This is a genomic window from Chroococcidiopsis sp. [FACHB-1243], from assembly GCF_014696895.1.
Classification (GTDB): domain Bacteria; phylum Cyanobacteriota; class Cyanobacteriia; order Cyanobacteriales; family Chroococcidiopsidaceae; genus Chroococcidiopsis.
The window spans coordinates 1-22,920 of record NZ_JACJQX010000057.1 but is presented as its reverse complement, the minus strand read 5'-3'; the positions used below and the strand labels follow the sequence as shown (position 1 = coordinate 22,920).

The window sequence follows — 22,920 nt, the reverse complement described above, 5'->3', positions numbered from 1 at the left end:
GTATGTTTTTTGTTGTCTTCATGTCTTACAACTAGCTGTTACATAGCTGCCAGTCGTACTAGAAAACCGTAACTTTTTTAGGTAGTTTAACCTGAAAAGTACCTTTCCACTACTCCTTATTAACGATCGCTCACATCGATAAATGTCAAATTGACTCCCAGCAAATGTTTTTTTTGGCTGAAGACGGGGACGATGGAAATATCAAAGTAACTTGTACCTTTTGAAGTGTTCCACTCGATATTTTTCAAAGTGACTCGACGACGATTACGATAAAATGTTTGAAGCGAAGCTTGAGAACCCACTAGCTTTCTGATTTCGAGTTCTTCAAAGGGACGATCCCAATCGTTTAAGGTTAATCCGAATAGGATGTTTGCCTGGTTGTTGGTAGCGACTAGGCGACCATTATAATCTACTGCTAGTTGAGCCTCATGATTTGTTTCGTAAGCAGTTTGCCAAAATTGAATTTGGCTTGTCGTTGGATCGATTACTCGCTCTTTACTAGATTTGGGGTTAATTGATAAGTGGTCATTCAGTTCCAAATTTAGCCCTTTTGCATAAAGGTGATGCTTTAAACTGATAGGCGTAAAAATTTGTCTGTGGTTGACTAATGTTTCTGACTTACCTAGGAAGAGAAAACCAGTGTTTTTCAGCGCAAAGTGGAAGCGAACAAAGATCGATGCTTGTGTCTCCCCGTTGAAATAGATTAGTACATTACGACAGCTTAGTAAATCGATTTTGGACATTGGCGCATTTACAACCAAGTTGTGATAACCAAAGACGATCTGGCGGCGAAGTTGTCGGTGAAAGACATAACCCCCAGAAGTTGGCTCAAAGTATTTCTCCAGCAGTTGGGGAGGAATTGATGTAACTTCTTTGGAGTCATAAGTGGCAAGACGCGCTTGTTCAATCGCGGCTTCATCCACGTCTGTGGCATAAAATTGGACTCGCTGCAAACAAGCTTCGATTCCTAAAGCTTCGGCAAACAACATCAGCAGGCTATACACTTCATGTCCAGCAGCACAACCCGCACTCCAAACTCGAATTTGTTCGTCAGGCTGCTTGCTGCCAATAATTTTTGGAATGATTTCGCTTTCTAGATAATCCCAAGCGTCGCGATCGCGAAAAAAACCAGTAACGTTGATCAGAACAGTATCTAAAAGCGCCATCCACTCCTCGTCATGGCGTTGCAAATACTTTAAGTAATCCTGATAGCTACCAACGTCAATGCTCTGCATTTGTTGCCGAAATCGCCGCATCAAGCTAGAGCGTTTATAGCCAGTCAAATCGCAGCCGCGATCGTGCTTGAGGTAGTCTAATAACGCTTCAAATTCTGGCTCGGCTGGGAGCAGGTTCATTGAAAGGTTTGAGATTTGTCCGCTAAATTAAGCTTATAACGAAAAATTCATAATTTTTGAAAAATTGGCAACCCAACGGTAAAGGTTGCGCCTTGCCCGACTCCTAAACTTTCAGCATGAATCGTACCATTATGGAGTTCGACTAGGTGACGGGCGATCGCCAGTCCTAATCCCAATCCTTTAGCTGAATTTTCTCCTTCGGCTTGACGGAAACGATCGAACACATGGGGAAGAAAATCAGGGCTGATGCCGATACCAGTATCTTTGATTTGGATTTGGGCATAAGAATTGGGAGTCGGGAGTCGGGAGTCGGGAGTCGTAATTTCTCCCTCAGCTCCCCCAGCTCTCTTTCCCCTGCTCTCTACTCGTGTAAGCGAAATCTCTACCGTTCCTCCTTGGGGGGTAAATTTAATCGCATTAGTCAAAAGATTGCAAATGACCTGTTGAAGGCGATCGCGATCGCCACTAATGGTAATCTCAGAAGCTTCTTGAACCGACGATCGCTTCCATTCTATATGAATGCCTTTAGCGATCGCAGCAGTCTTGACTGCTGCGATCGCTACTTCTATGACTGATTTTAACTCGATAGGCTCAAGACTCAAACGCAGTTTGCCTGCCTCTATGCGGGAAATATCCAGCAAGTCCTGAATTAGTTTGGCTTGCAGCGTAGCATTCCGCTCGATCGTCTCTAGCGACTTCGTCAACATCGATTGACTGGGTGGTGAGGCGCGTAGTAACCGCGTCCAACCAAGAATAGCAACCAAGGGTGTATTCAGTTCGTGGGAAACGGTTGACAGCAACTCGTCTTTCCGGCGATTGATCGTTCTTTCAGAGCGGAGTGCTTCAGAGCGGAGTTGCGCCATCTGGAGATGAGCATTGACGCGAGACACTAGCTCAGCAGCAGAGAAGGGCTTGATCAAGTAGTCATCCGCCCCCGCTTCTAGCCCTGACACTACCGACTCTTCGCCTACACGGGCAGAAAGCAGGATGATGGGAGTTTCTCTGGTTTGTGGATTAGCACGCAACGCTTGGAGCAACCCAAAGCCGTCCAGTTGCGGCATCATCACATCACTCAGTACCAAATCTGGCACTCTTGCTCTCGCCACCGCCAGTGCCGCTGCTCCATCCGCAACCGCTTCGACTTGAAAGCGATCGCTCAGTATCCGCGTTAGGTAATCGCGCATATCGGCGTTGTCATCAACCAGAAGAATGCATGGTGAGTGGTGCGTGGTGAGTGGTGCGTGGTGGGTGGGCGATTTATCCCGACTCCCGACTTCCGACTCCCGACTCCCTTCTTCCGGTAGCCAACGCTCTACCTCTTCGACATAAAGGGCTGCACCAAGTGCTGTTGATGCTAGGGTACGTGTAGTGTTACGATCTCCTACGTCGAGTCGTAGGAGATCGCTCGGTAGGTGAGCTGTGCCTAAAGGAATTGTGACAGTGAAACAGGTTCCCTGTCCCACAACGCTGCTTACGTCTACAGTTGCGCCATGCATTCGGATCAACTCCTGCACTAAGGCTAGACCAATCCCAGATCCTTCATGCGTCCTTGCTGTTACTCCTCGTACCTGGTAAAATCGCTCAAATAGATGGGGTAGATCTTCGTGTGGAATCCCTGTGCCTGTATCTTGGATCTGTAGTATGACGCATTCGCCTTGGGCAGAATGCAGCCTGACCGCTATTTCGCCTTCTAGGGTGAACTTAAAGGCGTTGGAGAGTAGGTTGAGGACAATTTTCTCCCACATTTCGCGGTCTACGTATACAGGTTGGGGCAACGGTGGGCAATCGACAATCAGGCGTAGCCCTGCCCGCTCGATTGCAGAACGAAAGACACTGGCTAATTCAGTCGTATAAGCTGCCAAATCGGTCGGTTCGTAGACTGCTTCTATGCGTCCAGCTTCAATGCGGGAGAAGTCGAGCAGGGTATTAACCAGTTTCAGGAGTCTATTTGCGTTTCGATGCGCTAGTTCCAGTCGTTCTCGTTGGGAGGAAGAAAGGGGATAGGTGCGATGGTCGCTTCGCGTTTGCGTAGTATGGTCGAAGAGCATACCGCCTTCGGCATCGCTCAAAGCATCTTGCAGGGGAGCCAGCAGCAGTGTCAACGGGGTGCGGAATTCATGACTGACGTTGCTGAAGAAGAGAGTTTTAGCGCGATCGAGGTTTGCCAGAGTTTCGGCGCGTTGGCGTTCTTGTTGACGGGCAGCTTGTTCCTGAATCAGGCGAACTCGATCGGCTTCTGCCTGTTTGCGATCGGTAATGTTGTTGAATACGACGACAATGTGGTGTTTATCTTCGTCGATGCGCGACACCAAAATCTCGAACCAGTAATCTACACTGTCGATGTAGTGTTCAAACCGGGTCGATTCGCCTGTTTGAGCCACCGTGCCAAAGGTTTGCAGCCAGTTCTGATTCAACGGTCGATCCAGTTGAGTGGCGTTTTTACCTGCGACATCGCGCAGTCCGGTCAGGGACTCGAACGCTGGGTTGACCTGCAAAATTTTCCAGTCGATCGCCCTTTCATCGTCGTCATACAGCAGTTCGCAGAGGGCGTAACCTTCGTCGATCGAATTGAACAGCAGCCGATATTTTTCTTCCGATCGGCGCAACCCTACTTCGGCGCGGGCGCGTTCAAGCCGCGTCCAGATGCGGTTGGCGAGTTCGCGGGTCAGTTCGATTTCGTCGTCGCGCCAGTCATAGGGTTCGGTATGATAAATGACGAGCAGGAAGCGCCACTCGCCATTGCGCACGAGCGGTATGCTGAGGAAGGAGCCGATGTTCAGAGCCGCATACTGCTCGCCATCGGTCAGGGGGTCGTCGAACACGTCGCGGACGACGACGGCTTCTCCGGCGCGACAACGTTGCAGAATATCGGGTGTTACGAACTCTTCCATGCGATACGTGCCAGCCAGGCTCGGCACGTCGCTGCGATGCCAGCTGTGGTTGATGACTCCAATTTCAGCCGCCTCATCAAGTTCGGCAAAGGCGCATGCCGACAAGTCGAGATGTCCGCCGATTTTTTCGCCCAGCGCATTCATCGTCTCGTCAATGTTCGTCAGACGCGCCAGGTCTTGGCTGACTTCGGCTAAAAAGACGAGATTTGCATCGTGCCGTTTGCGATCGCTAATATCTTTGAAAATGACTGCGAGGCGAGGTTCGCCTTCAATCCGAAAGGCGTAGATTTCCAACGTGCGTTCGAGACTGGAAACGTTGGTTTCAAACCGGAGCGGTTCACCTGTTTTCAAGACATTCTCGTAATTCTCGTATCCGGTTTCTTGTGCATTGGGAAACGCCTCACGAATCGTTTTTCCAACAATATCGCTAACGCCAGTCTGCACTGCAAATGCTGGATTCGCTTCAACATAGCGAAAATTAATGGGTTCCCCTGCCACTCGTTCAATGATGCAGAAGCCTTCGTCAATTGAATTGAACAGCGATCGATATTTTCCTTCCGATTCGCGCAGGGCAAGTTCTGCGCGTTTGCGATCGCTAATGTCCTGCGCCACGCCGTAAAATATTCCCTCGTCTCGATCGCCTAATGGCATGAATTCGGCGTAAGAAGCAATCCAGCGAACGCTGCCGTCGCGCCAGACAACGCGGTATTCGATTTGCAGTTTCGATCGCTCTTGAATTGCTTGAGCAAACGCCATTCCAGCGCGATCGCGGTCTTCGGGATGGATATTCGCTCCGGATTCCTCAAAGTTGTGGACTTCGTGCGGCTCGTGTCCGTGCATTCGTTTAGCGCGATCGTCCGCCCAAAATTCGTCCGTGCCGACATTGTACGTCCAGACTCCCAGATTCGCGCCCGTCAAAGATAATTCGAGCCGTCTTTGGATCTCGCGCGATTTTTCTTCCGCCTGGAGGCGCTCTACAATTTCCGCTTCTAGAGTGGCGTTGGCAGCTAGCAATTCCTTAGTTTGTCGCTGGTTTCGCAGGAGGGCGGCTGCGGTAAAATCTGCCAGACTCGTCATTACCCGCACATCTTCCGAATCAAAGTGCCGCTGCTCGTCGTGCGACATAATCCAGATCGTGCCGAGGGCATGATTCTCCGCAATTAAGGGTAATACTAAGCCTTCAACGACTGGAGTATTAGCTTTCTGGAAGTAGGTGAAATATCGTTCGGGATGAGAAAAAAGCTGGGGTGTACCGCGCTCGAGGCAGGTTCCACAGGGGCTAAAGTTGCGGGGTGTTGTACCGCCTACGTACTGTGATAATCTTCCGGCTAATACATTCCAGCGAAAGACTTCTTCCCCACTGGGCAGCACTTCCAGTAAACTGACTCCTGCGGTTCCTGCATTGCATAAGTCTAGTGCAATGTCAACTAGACTTTGGAGCATCGCTTCCGGCTGATTCACTAGCTGCCGTGCTAATGTATGCAACGCCTGATTTTCTAAGAGCAAGTTTGGGGGACGAGGCGAACGCCGAGATAATTCCTCGGTAATTAGGATGTTGTTTAGAGTGATTTCTCTTTGAGGACGTTGCATCGCGATCGCTACTTTAGTAATTTGGTGTGACTATTTAATTGAGCAGAGGCGATCGATGGCAGCAGTACGGTAAAGGTTGCCCCTCGTCCTTCTCCCTCGCTTGCTACCTCGATTGTACCGTGGTGTAATTCGACTAAGTGACGGGCGATCGCGCTGGCTAGGTAGGTGAGCGTCTAGACAACCCAGTTACCATTTTAATTATCTGGGTGGGTTGAGCCAATTTGTGCAGATGCGACTCAAATCCGGCTGCTATTGCTGTTTCTCGATCCTCTGCTAAATAAGCAGTGAGCGCGGCTGCCGGAATATGCCATCCTTTTTGTGCCTCCAATTCCCGCACTTGGCGGATCAAGCTATAGCCGTCCTGATGCGGCATCCGAATGTCGCTAATCAAAACATCAGGATGGAATCGTTCCAGTGCCTCCAATGCTGCTGCTGCGGTGGCAACTGCCGTCACGCGAATTCCCTGCGACTCCAAAACAGCAGTAATAAATTCGCGGACATCGGCTTCATCATCTACCACCAAAACCTGTAAGCCGTCAAGCGCTGGCGGCAGTTGAGTCAGGGGAATAGTTGCTTGGGCTGGCAGATCTTCAGAGTTAAGTGCAAAGGCGGGTTGAGTCACAACCTGCTTGTACTCACTCATGTCATGCACGCCAATTCGCAACGCCCCAATCAAACCAGAGTCATCGCGGGCAACAGCAACTTTCAAAAGAGCCGCAAACGGCTTACCATGTCTTGGGCATAAATTCATTTCCCAATTTTGCACGTCACTGACAAAAGTCAGCTGGTTGAGAAGAGTGCGAAAGCAAGAGCGATCGCTTTGTGTAATATAAGTAGCGAGTGGTTTACCAGGCAGGTAGATTTGTGGCACATTTAGCAGTTTGGCGATCGCCCCATTCGCTGACAAAATGACTCCATTGGCATCGGTTAGTAAGTAAGCATCTGGGCTGAATTGAAATAAGTCGTAATAATGCTGACGCTCTTGCATCGCTTGCTGAGTTTGTTGGAAAAGCTCCGACTCAACGACGGCTGATGCTTCCAAATTCGTCTGCATCTCCTCATAGATTAGTAAGAGATTGTCCAAGGCAGTAGCAGTCTCCTCCAAAACCTTGCTCACCTGTTTTTGTAGCGCCGGAGATAACTCGAACATGTGACCGTGCAGAATCGCCATCTGTCGATTGATGATTTGAATTTGTTGCCTAAACAGCTCGTCGCTCATGGATTGTATCTGCGCTCCCGCCTACCTACCGACTTCCATGACCACAATAGTTTCTAAATACTCTTACTCCAGGGTAGCAGTACAAGAGAACTTCAGCAGATAAACAAAAACTTCTGCTTCCAGTCTAGGGAAAAGTTAAACCAGTTATTAGTCACCAATCACCAGTCACCAGTTAAGAGTTAATTTATCTGTACTAAGCTTGAACTAGCTTTACCTACCGCTCGCTGCAATGCTTACTGGACACTGGTTTAAACTCAATCAGCATGAAACTAATAACTGGTAACTAATAACTGGTCACTAGTCACTGTTAAATTAAGTCGCCTTGGTGACGAGATGGCTGAGTTTAACTTCCCCTCAAAGTGAAGAACTGTTGACTCATGCGCGAGTCTATTGAGCGCACGTACTACCGTGGGCTAATCGCCCTATGTAACAAGCGTTGGTTTAAACTATTCTTCGGCACTTTGGCAAGGACGCGGTGTTGGATGTCTAACGATGTAAAAAAGTTATCAGGTAGCATCTCAGCCTTACCCAGGAAGAGAAAGCCACTATCCTTCAAGCCAAAGTGAAAGCGTGCTAGGACTCTAGCTTGGGCTTCGATGTTGAAATAGATCAGAACGTTACGGCACGCCAGCAGGTCAATTTTTGACATCGGCGCATCGGCGATTAAGTTATGTCGGGAAAAGATAATGGGGCGGCGTAAGTCAGAGCGAAAGACGTAGTGTTTGTCAACTTGCTGGAAGTACTGCGACAGCAATGTAGTTGGAATGCCCACCACGCGATCGCTGCGGTAACTTGCCATACGCGCCTGCTTCAGGGCATCGAGATCCACATCTGTCGCCAAAATTTTCACCCGCGATAAGTACTGTTCCACCCCTAGGACTTGGGCAAGTACGATTGCCAAAGTGTAAGTTTCTTCTCCAGTAGCGCATCCAGCACTCCAAACTCGGATCGGATCGGACTCGGATTTACTCGCAACTATTTGGGGAACGATTTGTGTCGCTATATAGTCCCAAGATTCGGCATCCCTAAAGAAGCCACTGAAGTTGATCTCAATCGTGTTAAATAGGTGAGTAAATTCTTGGGGATGTGCCTGTAAGTAGTCATGATAATCGCTGATGCCCTCGATCCCTACCTGCTGCATCCGTATTTCTATCCGCCGCATTAAATGAGAACGGCTGTAGCCCGTAAAATCAAAGCCGTGCGTGAGTTTGAGGTAGTCTAGCAGGGCTTCAAACTCGCAGTCGATCGATGTAATGCTCATTGGCTCGCTTCATCCATCACCCATTCCTTTATCGTAGAAGCAATTTTGCCCAATGGCAAAACGAAATCTACAGCCCCAGTAGCAATAGCAGCACTAGGCATCTCGAAAAACTCGGCAGTTCTCTCATCCTGGGCGATCGCTTTCCCGCCCATCTTGTGAATCGCTTGCACTCCCGTAGTAGCGTCGTTACCCCTACCAGAGAGAACTACGGCGATCGCCCGCTCTTTAAAACTAGCTGCCACTGACTGCAATAGCAAGTCGGCAGAGGGGCGCTTCCAGTCTACAAATACAGCATTAGATAGGCAGAGAGTACCGTTTGGAGTCACGAACAGGTGCGAAGTCGCAGGAGCAATGTAGGCTCTACCCGATCGCAATTGCTCGCCTGCTTGTGCCGGCAGTAATGGCAAGCTTGACGGGCGATCCAGGAGATCTAGCATCAAGCTAGGCTGGGATTGGGTGTCGAGATGCTGTACTACGATAATCGCTGCGGGAAAATTGAGTGGTAAGGCAGCTAGGATGTAACTCAAGGCATTCAGCCCACCATCTGATGCTACCAGCACTACCACTTTCAACGTCGCATCGAATTCTAGCTCACCTGGATTCGATCCTCCATCGGTTTCGGCTACCCCAGCCATAGTGGGTAACTGATTTTGGAACAGTACTATTCGGATTGAGTCAGCCTGCTCTTGAGCTTCTCGGGACTGCGCTCCAAACCGCCTAGCTGACTTGGTACTGTTACGTTCCGCCGCGTTATTCGCCATTTTACTCATCAGCTCGGCACGCTCTTCTAAAGACCGAATTGCCGCCCACAGCGTCTCTTCTTGAGCTTTGTACTGCCCCGCTACCAAACTTTCGGCAGAGAAGGCATGACCGACGCGACAGCGGTACTGAAGCAAATTCTTCCTTTCGTGCAGTTGGAATAAAGAACCGCCGCAATCTGGACAAATCAAGCCTGAAGCTGTCCCAGGATGTCCTCGATCGCGTAAAGCCATGCCATCGAGTTCCACAATATCGGGTTCCATTTCCCGTTCGCTATCGCTATTCACACTCAAAGCTCCTGGCTCAACTATTGGTTCATGGGCTAAACGTACTAAAACGGGGGCGATCGCCGAGACTGGTAGAATGTGGTCTACTTCTACGTGTGAGATGGCACTCTTGGGCATCCCGCTAAACAGGGCATCATCGGGATGCTGCACCACAGCCACACCACCCTGCTGCTTGATATCTGTCAGCCCCGCCGTACCATCGTCGAGCGTACCCGACAGCACCACACCAACTACACGGCGAGCGTATGCCTTTGCCGCCGTGCGAAATAAGGGATCGATCGCCGGACGAGTACCGTTTTCCTTTGGACCCTGCACCAAGCGGATGTAACCACGTTTGACTAACAAATGGTAATTCGGCTGTGCTACGTAGATGCGCCCAGGCACAATTGCCTCACCGTCACGAGCATGAGCTGCGTGCATTTTCCCCTTGCGATTGAGGATCTCTGGCAGAAAGCTTTTACTGGTGCCAGAAAGGTGAATGACGATGAAAATTGCCGCTGGTAAGTTCTCTGGCAAAGAGGCAACCAGCTGGGTCAGCACTTCCACCCCGCCAGCAGAGGCTCCAACGACAATTATGTCGTGTCTGAGCATTTGTTGATTCCGACTGAGGGGTGCGAAGTTATCCATCAAGTTGTGGAAATTGGGTAAATATTCCCATCCAAGTCGCTAAAAAACTAGCTAAGTATTTCTCTAGCGAGCTTCTGGCAATTCGAGCAGGGACTTGCGATCGCACGAGGATGCGCTGCGATCTAGATCGGACTTGTCTAACTACTTTACTACTACTAACTAGTACTATTTCATCCATCTTCTAGCTAGAGAATGGACTTGATGCTAAATTTATTGGTGATTTTGAATACCAAAACTTAAAAAAATAACAACGTCTATTTTCATTTTCAGATGCAAGCAATGTATTCTAAATTGTTTCTTCTCACTTTTTATCCTCACTGTCAAGCCTATACCCTTCGCGCTTCCAAAAGCTTGTTTATCTTACTAAAGACTTAGTGAAGTGCGAGCGCTATCTCTTGATTTGAAAAATACAATTTGATTTGACACAGAATACACTATGAGGATGAAGTTATAATTCCTCGAATTATTCGATGAGAGATGAAAGAGTGCTTCACTACTTGTATCAAAAGAGTAGGAAATTATATTTGGTACTGAAGAGTACGTGCTTCATCAAAAAATAAGGCACATCAGTCAAATCATCGATCGCGGTCACAAAATACTTAATGCCGTTCTACAAACGACATTGAAAGATTTGATAAATTACGCTGTAAAAATGTAAGTATATTAGTATACTCAAAGGCTAGAAACTGAGAGATCGAGATGTATTTGAGTTCACAAGTTTTTGTTAGAAAAGCTATCTCTGTAGGGATATACAAAATTACCTTTTAATATCTAAAACTTGAGATAGCAGTGAGACATAGTATAGGTAAAAGCTTAACCCCATTTAAAGTTGGGTAAATAGAGTTCGATCGCTTGGCAAACGAGGCTGAGGCTACTCTTTCAAGAATATTAGTCTAACTCGCTCGGAGACTAGCTAAGAGTTTTGCTAACAATTGATTGTTCTGTTGCATACTTTAACCATTTGTCACAAGACAAGCTTTCTCCATTTTTTGATAAACCTTCTCCTTTGTCCGCTCAAGAAACTTAAGAAAGTGTCAGAAAAATCATCGGATTTAGGGAAACTCGAAAATCATTATTTAGTAAAAAGGTGGTACCTAATTGTGTCTAATTTCTCTCAAGAAGAGCGATCTCAGAAAAAACTCGATCTGTCTGCTATGCGTTTTAAAGCTAAGGTGATGCGGCTGCGAGCTTGCAAAATGCGGATTGATGCTCTAGCAATACGTATTAAAACAAGAGCTATGCGCGAACAAAATCAGAACTTAGTTGCTATATATCAGGAATGGTTTGTCAAATAATACCTATTCGAGAGATCCTAAATTTACGTTCTTGAAAACTCTTGTTTGTAGTAAAGCGTCGAGTTTAGTTTTGACCTGGCTTCACACTCTGCAAAAGTGTTTGTAAGCATTTATAGTTACGGTCTTTAAAGCGGCTAACTTCAATTTATAGCTTTAATTACCAGAAATTCCAAGAAATACTAAGTTTGTCTTTAAGATTGCTTTGGATTTAAAGCTTTTTTATCGGTTTCGATTAAATAATTCGTCACTCTACATTCTGCCATCTTCTCCCAGAGATCTGTATTTAAAATAAATTCTCTATGAAGCGATTGAAGCGCGAACGAGTCGCTCCTGAAGCTCGTTTGAATGAAAGAATGTTACAGTTGCTGGCAAAGAGTTGGTGAAATAGTCGAAAAGCAAAGATCCAGAGCCGAATTCTTGGAAATATGCAGGAGGTAATCTGTTTGCACAAGATTGAAGTAAGTGCCTGCGGGTGCTCATTTCTCTAGTTCCAATTTCTATTGAAATCGGAACTATTATAGATGGGCTGGGAATGTTAACTTATTCCTCTGTAGAGGGGCTATTGAGAGTATCGCCGTCTGACGGCAAATGCTTGGAGAGTTGTTCTTGTCGGCGTTGCTGTTGTATAATTATCAGCTCTGCATGAATCTGTTTCGAGAGCGTTTTGTAGAAAGATGTACCATTGCGTTCTACTGCACCCTGAGTTGACATCCGATGTTCTGGAGCGTGTAGATCGATCCAATCAATTTGTGTTTTCACTACTTGTGCCAAAGCTTGTAAGCGATGTTCGTCCCTTGTAGCATTGGCTAAGTGCATAGCAGCACACAGCGCGTGGTAAGCAGTTTCGTAATATGCATCTTCTAAAGCATTCTGGCTAATCGCCATCAGCTGCGAATACATATCATTGTCTCTACTGTGCGCTGTATTTTAAACCATGTTTCGGAATTACTTTTATTAGCGTTTAGGCGTTGCAGTTTTTGGAAACCTGATGCAATTTGGCGCGTGTAATGACTGTTATAATTGATTGTCTACCAAAAGGTAGAACAACGCTTCTATCTTTTGGAGTAGAAGCAGCACAGATGTTACAGTTATCTGCTCCATTAATTCCCTTGGCTCTAGCGAAAGTGCCAGCCTTGGAGCTAAGTCCAGCCGTCTTGAGCGGCAGTCGAACTTGTATGCTAGAGATTGAGGCGATCGCCACTAACCTTGGATAGAAAATGCCTTCTGCCGTGGGAGGATTTATTCAGGTCATGCAAGTTAGGAGAATTAAAGTAATTTTTCCTTGACTCGCTCGTTTTCTTTTGCTTGCATAATGAACGATTCATCTCCTGAGTTAGTCTCCGAAGTCGATCGGATCTTGGTGGTCGATGATATTGCTGACAACTATTTCATGCTTCAAGCGTTTCTAGAAGGAGAAGGATACCTGGTTGAGGTTGCTGATAGCGGTCGTGCAGCTTTAGCCCAGATTGAAGCTAGTCCACCAGACTTGGTGTTGCTGGACGTGATGATGCCTCAGATGGATGGCTTAGAAGTGACCAAGCATATCCGACAAAACGATCGCTTGCCCTTTGTGCCAATTCTGCTAGTTACAGGCTACCAAGAACCAACTGCGGCAGAAGCGTTTGACGTAGGGGCTGATGGTTTTATCCGTAAGCCAGTTGACTTGAATGCTCTATTGGAGCGAGTCAGAGCGATTTTACAGCCCAGGCACGCGATCGATCGAGCAATTTAGAAGCTGAAACTTTAAGTCGGTGCTATTGCAGGCGGTCAAAGCAAATCTCGCTCTAGCCGCAATCCCTACCGTCTACTAAAACACCATCGGCAAATATGCAATGACTGAAGCAATACACGTCCAAACAAAGAAGCGTTCGAGATCTGCTTCATCCAGAGCAATACCCATTTGAGCAATCGCCCCAATTAGTGCTGCTAGTAGCAGCGCCGAGAGAGCTGTGTATCCCAAGTAAATTATCATCGAACTTCTCGTGTCGAAATAAAGTTTACTGATGAACTGCTTTGCCGTTGAAAAAAGGTAGATGATGTCAACTCTACGCAGAGCGCGATCGCCAAACCATGAGAACAGCTATTCTTTAGTAAAGTCAGCTTCGCAATTGACAACCTCGAATCGTGCCTAAACCACCGACAAAACACGCTGTTTGATTTTTGCGAAACTTAGGCACGGCGATCGCAGTTGCAGTCATGCCTCAACACGGGTTGGAAAGAGTGCTTGGCTCTAATAAGTCTAAAAAAAATTAGTATTTCATCAGATTTCTGCTATTGTAGTTGAGGTTACAAATCGGGGTCAGCTAATATAAAGACCCTGACTATAAATTCTTAAGAAGACTGTATGTAGAGTGGCGAATCAAGTGCGATCTTGGTTTGGCACTCTGCAATTCGTTTTGGCGCGTGCTTGGCAATATCCCCTGCATTAACAACATTCTTAAAGCCCCGTTCTATTAAGATAATGTGATTCTTGCGATCTATAGTAATTGCGCCTTGTTCCTTTAGCTTGCCGAGCAGTCGTGTAATCGTCACCCTAGTCGTACCGCAAGCATTGGCAAAGTCCTGATGCGTAAAACGAACCAAAAGACGAGTTCCTTGCTCCACGGGTTGACCGATTTCCTGTTTCAACAACTGCAATAGTTTGTAAAATCGGTCTGCTACTCGTCGTTGTCCTGAAATAGCTAACATGGCTTCTGTCTGCCGGAGTCGCCGATCGATTTGAGGTAAAATAATCTGAGCCAGGGCTGGGGAGGCTGCTAGCTCTGATGGAGAAAAATATTCTAACTGAACTGCACAGAGAGCTATAGCTTGGTAGGATGCCAGAGAAGTCAGATCGGCACCAAAAACCATCGAAGATCCTACCAATCCTACAAGCACTGATTCACCATTTTGACAAACCGTACTCAGCTTCACGATCCCCTGACGAACTTGCCAAATAGTTTGGGGGTTGAGGGGTATAGTCTCCCCCTTCAAAAAAATATGCTTTCGGAAATCTTGGCTGGGGTTGAAGTCATTTCTTTCTAGCTTTAGCTGTGCCTGCTGCGGGACGTAGCATTCGCACCCAGGAACACTGCGGACGCGCATACACCCACGCAATCCAACTACTTTGCCTTCCCCGTCGCGGATGGTAGCGACTGTCAAGGTTGCGTTAAAAGGCTTGCCATCACGCGGGCAAAGGCGTATTGCCCACTCCTGTATCTGCTGGACTTGTTGCATCTGGTTCAGTTGGGCATGAAGGGTCTGTCGCTCATTTTCAGGAACAAAAATTATTAGCGGTTTGCCAACCAAGAATCGTTGCGAGACGTTGAGCAACTTGGCAGCAGTACAGTTAGCTTCCTCGATTGTCCCTGCTGCATCAGTCACCAAATAACCATCCGGTGCGAACTCGAACAAGTCTTGATAGCGCTGGCGTTGCCTTTCAATCTCCGTTTGTGCCGCTACCAGTTGCTCGTTTTGCTGCTTTAGTTCCTCTAGGGCTACCTGCAATTCTTCCGAGGCGATGCCCAGTTCCTTGAAAGCTGACGGCAGCAGATCTGACGTTGGTTGTACTAAGGTACTAGCGCTTTGGTACAGCTCGGTCAAACGCGAGTGGATACCCTCTATTTGCTTACCCAATACATCCACGTTCACACAAATACCTCCAAGAATTGCTTCAATTTCAATGAAAGCGATCGCGCTTTTCTCTACTCGCGTTGACTGTTTAGCAGTCAAATACTAACTTATTGCAACGAGCGGACAAAGTTTGTAATCCTACTAACAATAAACTCAAAAAATCTGGTTTTAGTGCCTATCTCGTTTCCTCCTATACCTGTAATAAAATTTTCGAGCGCAAAGCTTGTAAGTAGGAGATATAAACGCGATCGCGCACTGCTTCGCTTATAGAACTATTAGCCGTTCCTGAATATATTCCTGGCTGAGAATAGTTCTGCACAAGCGAGATTTTCTATTGAGCTTTGTACTACTGCTAATTAATTAGCTTATAACAATAAAGAAAATAAAACAGTTTGCTCAAGTTTTTTTAAGTTTTTTGGTATCTTCGATCGCAGACCAACTTAATATTTATGTCCTACTTGAGATAGATACTAGTCAAGCTAGTAGCAAGTATTTTACTAATAATCGAAGTCTACTAATGTTAATAGGGTGCTTGATTTTCTTGATGTCTTCTAAGTTTTTACATCGCCGTTATTTTGGGAATCGAGAAGATTTGAGAGAATTTTGGGGGCATAGTTGGCAAAAACTCACTCCCAAACAGAGAGAATTGGTCGGTAAAATTCTTAGGAATCCAACCAGTATGAGTCCTGTCTCTAAGTTCGTCGAACTCCCTGAAAAAGAAGTTTCAGCCAAAACAGGTGTTTTTCTCAATCCGGTAACTGAAGCTGTTTGGGAACTGACTGTGAAAGAGGGAAAACTAATAGTGGCTGTACCGAATTTCAGCTTTCAAATTTCTCCATTCAGCCCGAATAAGTTTATCCCAGTAAATACTTCGATCGACCTAAAGATTGAATTTGAAAAACATGGGCAGAACAATCCCTTACTGATGCATTTATACGCCAAAGGTATAAAGCGAGCTACCTTTGAACCCCTCTAGGCGCGTGTCTCTTAGATCGCGGCTCAACCGAGCAAGCGGTCGAACTCCTGTTTGATAACTCGATGACACTCGCAGGTTGCGCTTTCTAGACCAGGGCGATCGAGGATAGCGATTTTGCCACGACTGTAGCGGATCAGCCCCGCTTTCTGAAGGATACTGGCAACTACACTGACGCTGGGACGACGCACGCCCAGCATTTGAGCAAGGAACTCCTGAGTGAGAGGAAAATTGTCTGACCCCACGCGATCGTGGGTCATCAGCAGCCAGCGGCAGCATCGCTGTTCGATTTCATGTATGCGGTTGCAGGCAGCAGTTTGCATAATACTGTTCATCATTACCTGCGTGTAGCGCTTCAGCAGTTTTTGCAGCGGCTGACTCTGCTCTACCCAGGCTTTAAACGCATCTGCCTTCATCCGCATGGCATTGCCAGGGATTTGCACAAGGGCTTCGCTGGGGATTGTATCTGCTTCTAGGAATACGGGAAGACCGACCATTCCTTCATTGCCCACTGTAGCTGCTTCGACTACCCCGCCGTCTTCCATGATGACGACCAGAGAGATGATGCCATGACTGGGAAAATAGATGTATTCGAGCGGTTCGTTTGACTGGTAGATGCTTTGCTTGAAAGTCAGGGAGATCTGCTCCAGGTGGGGGAAGAGAGCCTCGTATTCCTCCACAGGCAAGGCTGCTAGAAGACGATTTTTAGCTGGGATTGGGGGTGGATTGGACGCGGACATCAAAAACCTCGGTGCGCTCGTATTGAGAAGGGATGACTGACAGTATGAAAGGACTTCTCCAGCTCGCTTTCGATGTCGAAAGTGAAATCTGGTGACTGACTCAATAGGGCAGTTTCCTAGACCAGTCTTTAGATCTACTGCTGGAAAAAGTTCCTCTAGCTGTGAGAGCGATCGCGCCTGATGCTCTTCATCAAGAGCATTCCATTACGTAGGTTGGGAAACCTGTCGTGAGAATCTAGCCCTTATGTAAGTCACATTACATTACTGCCTTGTCTGGTTCCTCGCCTAGAGGGATGAACCTGTGTTAAATCTGCCTGTATTTTTGAATACAAACAAGCTCCCGATCGAGCGCTAGCGAGGCTTCTATTTTCTGAATTCGTCCCACATGGACGACCGAGTTAAAGAATTAATTTTTTCAGTTTTTTTGTTTGTAGCTTATACGAGAGCATACCAATATGTCTGATATCTGACATAATAAAAAAACAAGTTTATGTAAGCTATCTTACATAACTGTTGGACTTGCCACACCCCAAAACACTCGGTATGCGACGGTTCGCAATGGCTCGCCATTGCGAACCGTTAAACAACATCTTCCATGTTGACCAGCAAACAGAAACCCAGCAACCGATTTTACTCCCCCACCTCCGCCTACGACGTAGTGGCACTAGGAGCATCTTTAGGCGGGCTGAAGGCAATTAGCCAAATCCTAGAAGCTTTACCATCAGACTTTCCAGCAGCCATCGTCGTGGTACAGCATATACACCCCTGGTATCCCAGCTTGATGGCTGACATCCTCAGCCGTCGCACCCCTCTGAAGGTCAAGCAGGCAGAGTCGGGGGAGCGATTGCAATCGGGGACGGTATACATTGCTCCCCCTAACAAACACCTGCTGGTCAACCCAGACAGTACCCTCTGGCTTTCAAATTCAGATAGGGTGAACTTTGTGCGCCCTGCCGCTGACGTGCTATTCGAGTCAGTAGCAAACAGTTTTAAAGAGCGAGCGATCGCCGCCATTCTGACAGGAAAGGGCTGTGATGGCGCTAGAGGGGCAAAGGCGATTTCAAAGATGGGCGGCATGGTGCTTGCCCAAAATGAGGCAACTTGTACCTCGTTCGATATGCCCAGCTTCGCGATCGACAATCGGAGTGTAGATCTGATCCTGCCATTGGAGCGGATTGCCTTCGCCCTGACGACCCTGGTAATGCTAGCAGAAGCTGCATAGCGCTATGTGTGCGATCGCGATTCGTTGGAGTAGATCGACTCCAAGAAAACTTGCTCAGATCGATTGGCTTCTAGCAACAGGCTGAAGTTTGCCTTGCATTCGTCGAAGCTAGTCAGCACACTTCTGGCAAGATTTCTATCAGCCTTGTAGTAGATTTAGAAATGTTATGAGAAATGTTACTTTGTAGGCGAGAATTTATAGACAAGAGTGTTTGAGATTTTCTTTTTGAAAAAACACTTTTGAGAAAACACAAGAGAGGTTAGGGGTGGAAGAGCGGTTTTCCCAGCAGCTCAAGACCATGTACGAGCGTGCCGCTCAACTATATCAGCAAAGCGTCTTGTCAGAGAACGAATCGGAATTGGCGGCGGACTCGCTGGAGGAACTCGGCGTTACTCTAGAAGAATTACAAGTAGCTGAAGAGGAGCTGATTCAGCAGAATCAAGAGCTAGCAACTGCTTGCGAATTGGTAGAAGCAGAACGTCAGCGCTACCAGGAGCTGTTCGAGGAAGCGCCAGACGGCTATCTGGTTATAGATCCACAAGGCACGATCCGAGAAGCAAACAGTGCTGCGACAAGGCTACTCAACGTTAAGCAGCCATTTTTGATTGGCAAACCACTGATCAACTACATCCCGAAGTCAGATCGCTCGGCTTTTCGTTCCCAACTCAACTGGCTGCACCAGTTGGAGCGAGTGCAGGATTGGGAAGTGCGCCTAATGCCACGTCGCAGCTTGCCATTTGATGCGGTACTGACAGTGACTACCATCCGCAACCAGGTCGGTCAACCGATTTCCTTGCGCTGGCTGCTGCGGGACATGACAGAGCGCCAGCGAGCCGAGGCAGAAATTCGCACCCTCAACGCTCAACTGGAGCAACGTGTCAGCGATCGCACCGCCCAACTTGAAGCCGCGAACCACTTTAAAGATGAAGCACTCTGGCGCGAACAGGCAGCACGCGCCGAAGCCGAAGCCGCACGCACCGAGGCTGAAGCAGCTAGCCGCATCAAGGATGAGTTTCTGGCGATTGTCTCCCACGAATTGCGATCGCCCCTGAATGCCATACTTGGTTGGGCGCGACTACTGCAATCTCGCTCCTTTGACGAGAATCAGACCAAAAAAGCACTAGAAGTTATCGAACGTAACGCCAAAGCCCAGACTCAGTTGATTGAAGACCTGCTGGATATTTCGCGGATTATTCGCGGTAGAGTGCGCCTTTTTACCCGCCCAACAAATTTGGTACAAGCGATCGAAGCAGCTATTGATACTGTGCGTCCCACTGCTGTTGCCAAGACAATTCAGATTTCGTCTTGGCTCGACTCCGAAGTGAGCATAGTTTCCGGCGATCCAGACCGCTTGCTGCAAGTCGTCTGGAACCTGCTTTCCAACGCGATTAAATTTACACCTGTTGGCGGACGGGTCGAGGTAAAGCTAACAAGTGTTAATTCTCACGCCCAAATTCAAGTGACCGATACAGGTCAGGGGATCGCTCCTGACTTTTTACCCTATGTCTTCGAGCGCTTCCGTCAAGCCGAAAGTACAACCACTAGGGCGCACGGTGGACTAGGGCTGGGTTTAGCGATCGTTCGTAACTTAGTAGAGTTGCATGGTGGCAGAGTTCGAGTAGAAAGTCCTGGGGAAGGTCAGGGAGCGACGTTTATCGTGCAACTACCAACAATCGTCAATTGTCCAGGGGTCAGCAATTCGGAGCAACTAGCCGTTCGAGGACAAGCTAGTAGTCTTGAGGATACCCTGAGTCTGGATGGAGTACGAGTTTTAGTCGTCGATGATGAAATAGATACCCGTGATTTTCTGGTTGCAGCATTAGAACAGTACGGAGCTGAAGCCACCGCAGCAGCGTCAGCAGGCGAAGCATTCTGGCTACTCGAACGCTGGCAACCAGATGTGCTAGTGAGCGACATTGGTATGCCAGTCGAGGATGGCTATACCCTCATCCGTCGAATTAGAGCATTAACTCCAGAGCAAGGCGGACTGATTCCAGCAGCAGCTCTAACAGCCTATGCTAGAGAAGAAGACCGCATCCAAGCACTGAGAGCGGGTTTCCAGATGCACGTACCCAAGCCAATCGAACCAATGCAGTTGGTTGCAGTCGTGGCGAAACTTGCTGGAAGAATTGCTCTCGCTTGAACTTCACCGTTATGACTTCCCCTTTCTTTTAATAGACTCAAACTCAATCTATGGATTGATGTATATCTTGGCTTTAGCATGAAAACTGATACTGTAGAGATTACCTACTGTACACTGATTCAAATGGACAAGAGTTTGTTGTATAGTCCGAGTAGTTTGTGAATCTAGAATTTAGGCTAATTGAGAGTTATACATCTTAGCAAAGTAAGTCGAGTCAAAGTGGATTGCGAGTGGATTGCGAGTAGTGCTGTTTAAGCTCTAGCTACTGATATTTACAAGATTTTTTGACAACTAGCTGGTTTTTGTCCGTTCTCAGCAGAAGGCTGCGACAAGGCAAGTTATCGGATTCAGCAAACCAATCCAAGCAGAGCGATCGCACACACATTGTGTAAGGAGGGAAAAGGATCGTGAGTCATTTCATTACGTAATAAACCGGAGCCGCGATCGCAACGCACTATTTCACAGATTTGTCTTAACTAAGGGAGTGTAACTGATGCCTTACAAGCAGATCGATGAATTACCGGAGTCAGTAAAAGAGCATTTACCCAAGCACGCCCAGGAAATTTTTCTGGCTGCGTTTAACAGTGCTGAAGAACAATATAGCGAAGAAGAACGTGCGTTCCGCGTTGCTTGGAGTGCGGTAAAGCGGGACTACGAAAAAGGCGATGATGGTCAATGGCATAAAAAACTCGAATGAATCTTGAAATTTCAGACAATTCAAAGCTTTTTAGCCGTGAATTAGGGAAATTAAGAGTCATCTTGAGTGAAGAGATAGCTACGAACGATCGCTTCTAGTTCTTCGATCGCATAAGGTTTAGTAACACAGTCGCTACAACCTGCCGACAAAAAGCATTTCTGGTTTTCTGCGCTAACTACAGCCGTAACAGCAACGATTGGAATCTCCTTTGTTTGGGGACTTTGCTTGAGCCGACGGACGACTTCTGAGCCATCCAGATCGGGTAGCATCATATCGAGTAAAATCAATTTTGGCTGATGCTGTTGTGCCATAAGTATAGTAGTTTGACCATCAACAGCAGTGATGAACGGGCACTCGATGAGCTTCAGTAATTCCGTCAGCAGTTCTAAATTGTCTTCATCGTCATCGACAGCTAGAACTAGAGGTAGTAGAATCTTGTTTTGACGACTATCTTTGGAGTAACTTTGCACGTCCATTAAGTTCAAAATTCAACTATTTAGCTTTCCTAGGACAAATAACCAACCTACTCTGTTTTAGGTAATTTTTCTACTGATATCTATTTCATTCTGACTCTAACGCCCTATCTTGGCAAGAAGTAGTAATGCTATTGATACGATGAAGCTGAAAAGCCGTTCGCAGATCTCAATTCTTAATTAAAAGATCTGACCTAAGAATGATGATACTTGCTCGGTAGTTTGCTTTCCTTTTGAAGTATTTAATTGTTAAAGCAATAGTTAGGTAGTTCAGAAGTATTAACCGCAGCCCGATCGTTGGCATTATGAATAGCCTCAAGCAAATTGAATTGAAATTAAAGAATTTTTTGGGTTCGCTTTTCTACTTAAGTTACGCTCCAAAAGCACTTCTCTACTCGCTCAAGCGCGACAGGCTCGAACGTCAGTTGCTCAGTCAATCGACAGAGAACGAGATAGAACCCCCTGGAAAACTACTTCGGTCTGAATTAACTCAAACAGGTGCTAACTTCTATTTTGAGCAAGCAGAACTGGAAGTTTGCTTTCTGACTCCCGATCTAGTCCGAATTAACTGGAAGCCTGGTATATCTCCCATTCCTTACGCGATCGCCTGCCAAGATTGGCAAGAAGTAGAAATAACACTAAATGAAGTAGACGATGGCTGGATTGTATCTAGTGCTGCTTTGCAAGTCATTGTTGGCATAGATGGTAGTCTGAAATTCTGCAATTCTTTTTCGACTGCGCTGCGCGAAGAAATGCCGCCTCAGCGACAGGGTGAGAGGTGGATCGATCGAGCGCGACTAAGACCGGAAGAACAGATATACGGATTGGGAGAACGGGCTTTTCCGCTCAACTTGCGCTCGGCAAAAGACGCGAAGCAACAACCGTTTGCCTTCCGAATGTGGAACTACGACGCTGCTGGCAAGTACGGATCGGGGGCAGACCCAATGTATATTTGTATCCCGCTCTACTTGGGTCTTCACTCCAACGGCAGTTACCTAATTTTTTATGAAAACACACACCCTGCTAACTTTACGTTTGCTGAAACTGCCACAGCTGACTTTGAGGCAGGAGCGCTGCGATATTACTTCACTTCTGGCTCGCCCGCTCAAATGCTGGAGCGCTATACCCAGTTGACGGGGCGATCGCCGCTGCCACCCCGCTGGGCGTTGGGTTATCATCAGTCACGCTGGGGTTATCGTACCGACGAAGCGTTCGTCCGAGAAACGGCTAAGAGCTTTAAATCGCATAATCTACCGCTGAGTGCGATTCACCTAGACATTGACGTTCAGGTGGAATACCGAGCCTTCACTATCGATCCAGATCGCTTTCCCAAGCTTGCCAGTTTTATGCAGGAGCTTGCTGCTTTGGGTGTGCAGTTCATTGCCATTAATAACCCTGGGATCAAGTACAGCCGCGCCAGCAATCTCTACTTGGAGGGTCGTGTGCTAGATGCATTTTGCACCCTTCCGAATGGCAAGCTTGTGGTTGCACCCGTGTGGCCTGGTTGGTCGGTTTTCCCTGATTTCACCCATCCCAAAGTACGCAAGTGGTGGAGTCGGCAGTATGAATATTTACTCGATGTTGGCGTGGCAGGATTCTGGCAGGATATGAACGAGCCAGCAGCCTTTATCCTTTGGGGCGATCGCTCCTTGCCCAAAGTGACGCGACATTACTTGGGATTGAGCCGAGATCCGTGTAAAAAAGTGCCACTTTGCCGCAAATGCTTGCTAGATATAGCTTTTGTCTCTCACTCCCAAGCAATTTTCTCTACTTCTT

Annotated in this window: 20 protein-coding genes; 8 read left to right on the top strand and 12 right to left on the bottom strand. The window is 47.3% G+C overall.

All coding sequences use genetic code 11. The features are described 5' to 3' along the window. Positions 1-119: 119 nt before the first annotated feature. From H6G17_RS28400 to H6G17_RS28375, 6 genes are all read right to left on the bottom strand, one after another. Complete coding sequence (locus H6G17_RS28400) at positions 120-1,355, bottom strand: CheR family methyltransferase (RefSeq protein ID WP_192161903.1); 1,236 nt, start codon at positions 1,353-1,355, stop codon at positions 120-122. Between the two features lie 47 nt (positions 1,356-1,402). Then, positions 1,403-5,836 carry an ATP-binding protein gene (locus H6G17_RS28395; RefSeq protein ID WP_192161902.1) on the bottom strand — a complete coding sequence of 1,478 codons (4,434 nt, stop codon included), beginning with the start codon at positions 5,834-5,836 and terminating at the stop codon, positions 1,403-1,405. Positions 5,837-5,993: 157 nt separating this feature from the next. Beyond that, positions 5,994-7,055, bottom strand: a complete 1,062-nt coding sequence (locus H6G17_RS28390) for a response regulator (protein WP_192161901.1) — start codon at positions 7,053-7,055, stop codon at positions 5,994-5,996. Positions 7,056-7,458: 403 nt separating this feature from the next. After that, positions 7,459-8,316, bottom strand: coding sequence for a protein-glutamate O-methyltransferase CheR (locus H6G17_RS28385; protein ID WP_192161900.1), 858 nt, complete (start codon positions 8,314-8,316; stop codon positions 7,459-7,461). Then, a complete protein-coding gene (locus H6G17_RS28380; protein WP_242038644.1) occupies positions 8,313-9,989 on the bottom strand; it encodes a chemotaxis protein CheB in 1,677 nt (558 codons plus the stop codon). The genes H6G17_RS28385 and H6G17_RS28380 overlap by 4 nt, the downstream gene beginning before the upstream one ends. Next, on the bottom strand, positions 9,982-10,167 hold the full coding sequence (locus tag H6G17_RS28375) for a hypothetical protein (RefSeq protein ID WP_192161899.1): 186 nt from the start codon (positions 10,165-10,167) through the stop codon (positions 9,982-9,984). Before H6G17_RS28375 ends, H6G17_RS28380 begins: the two co-directional genes overlap by 8 nt. A 922-nt stretch (positions 10,168-11,089) precedes the next feature. On the opposite strand from H6G17_RS28375, the gene H6G17_RS28370 reads away from it, so the two are divergent. Further along, the gene (locus tag H6G17_RS28370) at positions 11,090-11,284 is read left to right on the top strand and encodes a hypothetical protein (RefSeq protein ID WP_192161898.1); all 195 of its coding nucleotides are present in this window, start codon (positions 11,090-11,092) and stop codon (positions 11,282-11,284) included. A 540-nt stretch (positions 11,285-11,824) separates the two neighbouring features. On the opposite strand, the gene H6G17_RS28365 is transcribed toward H6G17_RS28370, so the two are convergent. Further along, complete coding sequence (locus H6G17_RS28365) at positions 11,825-12,184, bottom strand: hypothetical protein (RefSeq protein ID WP_192161897.1); 360 nt, start codon at positions 12,182-12,184, stop codon at positions 11,825-11,827. 107 nt (positions 12,185-12,291) lie between these two features. Here H6G17_RS28365 and H6G17_RS28360 point away from each other — a divergent pair, with 107 nt between their 5' ends. Together H6G17_RS28360 and H6G17_RS28355 are read left to right on the top strand one after the other, a co-directional pair. Further along, positions 12,292-12,498, top strand: coding sequence for a hypothetical protein (locus H6G17_RS28360; protein WP_192161896.1), 207 nt, complete (start codon positions 12,292-12,294; stop codon positions 12,496-12,498). A gap of 98 nt (positions 12,499-12,596) precedes the next feature. Then, positions 12,597-13,016, top strand: a complete 420-nt coding sequence (locus tag H6G17_RS28355) for a response regulator (protein WP_192161895.1) — start codon at positions 12,597-12,599, stop codon at positions 13,014-13,016. A gap of 75 nt (positions 13,017-13,091) precedes the next feature. Here the strand turns inward: H6G17_RS28355 and H6G17_RS28350 are convergent, their stop codons facing one another. From H6G17_RS28350 to H6G17_RS34325, 3 genes are all read right to left on the bottom strand, one after another. Beyond that, a complete protein-coding gene (locus tag H6G17_RS28350; protein ID WP_192161894.1) occupies positions 13,092-13,256 on the bottom strand; it encodes a hypothetical protein in 165 nt (54 codons plus the stop codon). A 359-nt stretch (positions 13,257-13,615) separates the two neighbouring features. Next, positions 13,616-14,995 (bottom strand): PAS domain-containing protein, encoded by a 1,380-nt coding sequence (locus tag H6G17_RS28345; RefSeq protein WP_199317064.1) that lies wholly within the window; start codon positions 14,993-14,995, stop codon positions 13,616-13,618. A gap of 91 nt (positions 14,996-15,086) precedes the next feature. Further along, positions 15,087-15,215 carry a hypothetical protein gene (locus H6G17_RS34325; protein WP_277876102.1) on the bottom strand — a complete coding sequence of 43 codons (129 nt, stop codon included), beginning with the start codon at positions 15,213-15,215 and terminating at the stop codon, positions 15,087-15,089. Positions 15,216-15,440: 225 nt separating this feature from the next. Between H6G17_RS34325 and H6G17_RS28340 the strand changes: the two genes are divergently transcribed. Next, positions 15,441-15,872: a hypothetical protein gene (locus H6G17_RS28340; RefSeq protein ID WP_192161893.1), complete on the top strand. Its 432-nt coding sequence runs from the start codon at positions 15,441-15,443 to the stop codon at positions 15,870-15,872. 23 nt (positions 15,873-15,895) lie between these two features. Here the strand turns inward: H6G17_RS28340 and H6G17_RS28335 are convergent, their stop codons facing one another. After that, a complete protein-coding gene (locus H6G17_RS28335) occupies positions 15,896-16,609 on the bottom strand; it encodes a Crp/Fnr family transcriptional regulator (RefSeq protein WP_192161892.1) in 714 nt (237 codons plus the stop codon). A 595-nt stretch (positions 16,610-17,204) separates the two neighbouring features. Here H6G17_RS28335 and H6G17_RS28330 point away from each other — a divergent pair. From H6G17_RS28330 to H6G17_RS28320, 3 genes are all read left to right on the top strand, one after another. Beyond that, positions 17,205-17,831 (top strand): chemotaxis protein CheB, encoded by a 627-nt coding sequence (locus H6G17_RS28330; protein WP_192161891.1) that lies wholly within the window; start codon positions 17,205-17,207, stop codon positions 17,829-17,831. 265 nt (positions 17,832-18,096) lie between these two features. Next, positions 18,097-19,974 (top strand): ATP-binding protein, encoded by a 1,878-nt coding sequence (locus H6G17_RS28325; RefSeq protein WP_192161890.1) that lies wholly within the window; start codon positions 18,097-18,099, stop codon positions 19,972-19,974. Between the two features lie 493 nt (positions 19,975-20,467). Then, on the top strand, positions 20,468-20,671 hold the full coding sequence (locus H6G17_RS28320; protein WP_192161889.1) for a ChaB family protein: 204 nt from the start codon (positions 20,468-20,470) through the stop codon (positions 20,669-20,671). Positions 20,672-20,721: 50 nt separating this feature from the next. Here H6G17_RS28320 and H6G17_RS28315 read toward each other — a convergent pair whose 3' ends face one another. Next, positions 20,722-21,147 carry a response regulator gene (locus tag H6G17_RS28315; protein ID WP_192161888.1) on the bottom strand — a complete coding sequence of 142 codons (426 nt, stop codon included), beginning with the start codon at positions 21,145-21,147 and terminating at the stop codon, positions 20,722-20,724. A gap of 302 nt (positions 21,148-21,449) precedes the next feature. On the opposite strand from H6G17_RS28315, the gene H6G17_RS28310 reads away from it, so the two are divergent. Further along, positions 21,450-22,920: TIM-barrel domain-containing protein (locus tag H6G17_RS28310; protein WP_242038643.1), on the top strand; the 1,471-nt coding region annotated here is incomplete at its 3' end.

Excerpts from the sequence above, each read along its gene's own strand:
- H6G17_RS28400 (WP_192161903.1), bottom strand. The coding sequence starts at position 1,355 with ATGAACCTGCTCCCAGCCGAGCCAGAATTTGAAGCGTTATTAGACTAC.
- H6G17_RS28395 (WP_192161902.1), bottom strand. The coding sequence starts at position 5,836 with ATGCAACGTCCTCAAAGAGAAATCACTCTAAACAACATCCTAATTACC.
- H6G17_RS28390 (WP_192161901.1), bottom strand. The coding sequence starts at position 7,055 with ATGAGCGACGAGCTGTTTAGGCAACAAATTCAAATCATCAATCGACAG.
- H6G17_RS28385 (WP_192161900.1), bottom strand. The coding sequence starts at position 8,316 with ATGAGCATTACATCGATCGACTGCGAGTTTGAAGCCCTGCTAGACTAC.
- H6G17_RS28380 (WP_242038644.1), bottom strand. The coding sequence starts at position 9,989 with ATGGATAACTTCGCACCCCTCAGTCGGAATCAACAAATGCTCAGACAC.
- H6G17_RS28375 (WP_192161899.1), bottom strand. The coding sequence starts at position 10,167 with ATGGATGAAATAGTACTAGTTAGTAGTAGTAAAGTAGTTAGACAAGTC.
- H6G17_RS28365 (WP_192161897.1), bottom strand. The coding sequence starts at position 12,184 with ATGTATTCGCAGCTGATGGCGATTAGCCAGAATGCTTTAGAAGATGCA.
- H6G17_RS28360 (WP_192161896.1), top strand. The coding sequence starts at position 12,292 with ATGACTGTTATAATTGATTGTCTACCAAAAGGTAGAACAACGCTTCTA.
- H6G17_RS28355 (WP_192161895.1), top strand. The coding sequence starts at position 12,597 with ATGAACGATTCATCTCCTGAGTTAGTCTCCGAAGTCGATCGGATCTTG.
- H6G17_RS28350 (WP_192161894.1), bottom strand. The coding sequence starts at position 13,256 with ATGATAATTTACTTGGGATACACAGCTCTCTCGGCGCTGCTACTAGCA.
- H6G17_RS28340 (WP_192161893.1), top strand. The coding sequence starts at position 15,441 with ATGTCTTCTAAGTTTTTACATCGCCGTTATTTTGGGAATCGAGAAGAT.
- H6G17_RS28335 (WP_192161892.1), bottom strand. The coding sequence starts at position 16,609 with ATGTCCGCGTCCAATCCACCCCCAATCCCAGCTAAAAATCGTCTTCTA.
- H6G17_RS28330 (WP_192161891.1), top strand. The coding sequence starts at position 17,205 with ATGTTGACCAGCAAACAGAAACCCAGCAACCGATTTTACTCCCCCACC.
- H6G17_RS28320 (WP_192161889.1), top strand. The coding sequence starts at position 20,468 with ATGCCTTACAAGCAGATCGATGAATTACCGGAGTCAGTAAAAGAGCAT.
- H6G17_RS28315 (WP_192161888.1), bottom strand. The coding sequence starts at position 21,147 with ATGGACGTGCAAAGTTACTCCAAAGATAGTCGTCAAAACAAGATTCTA.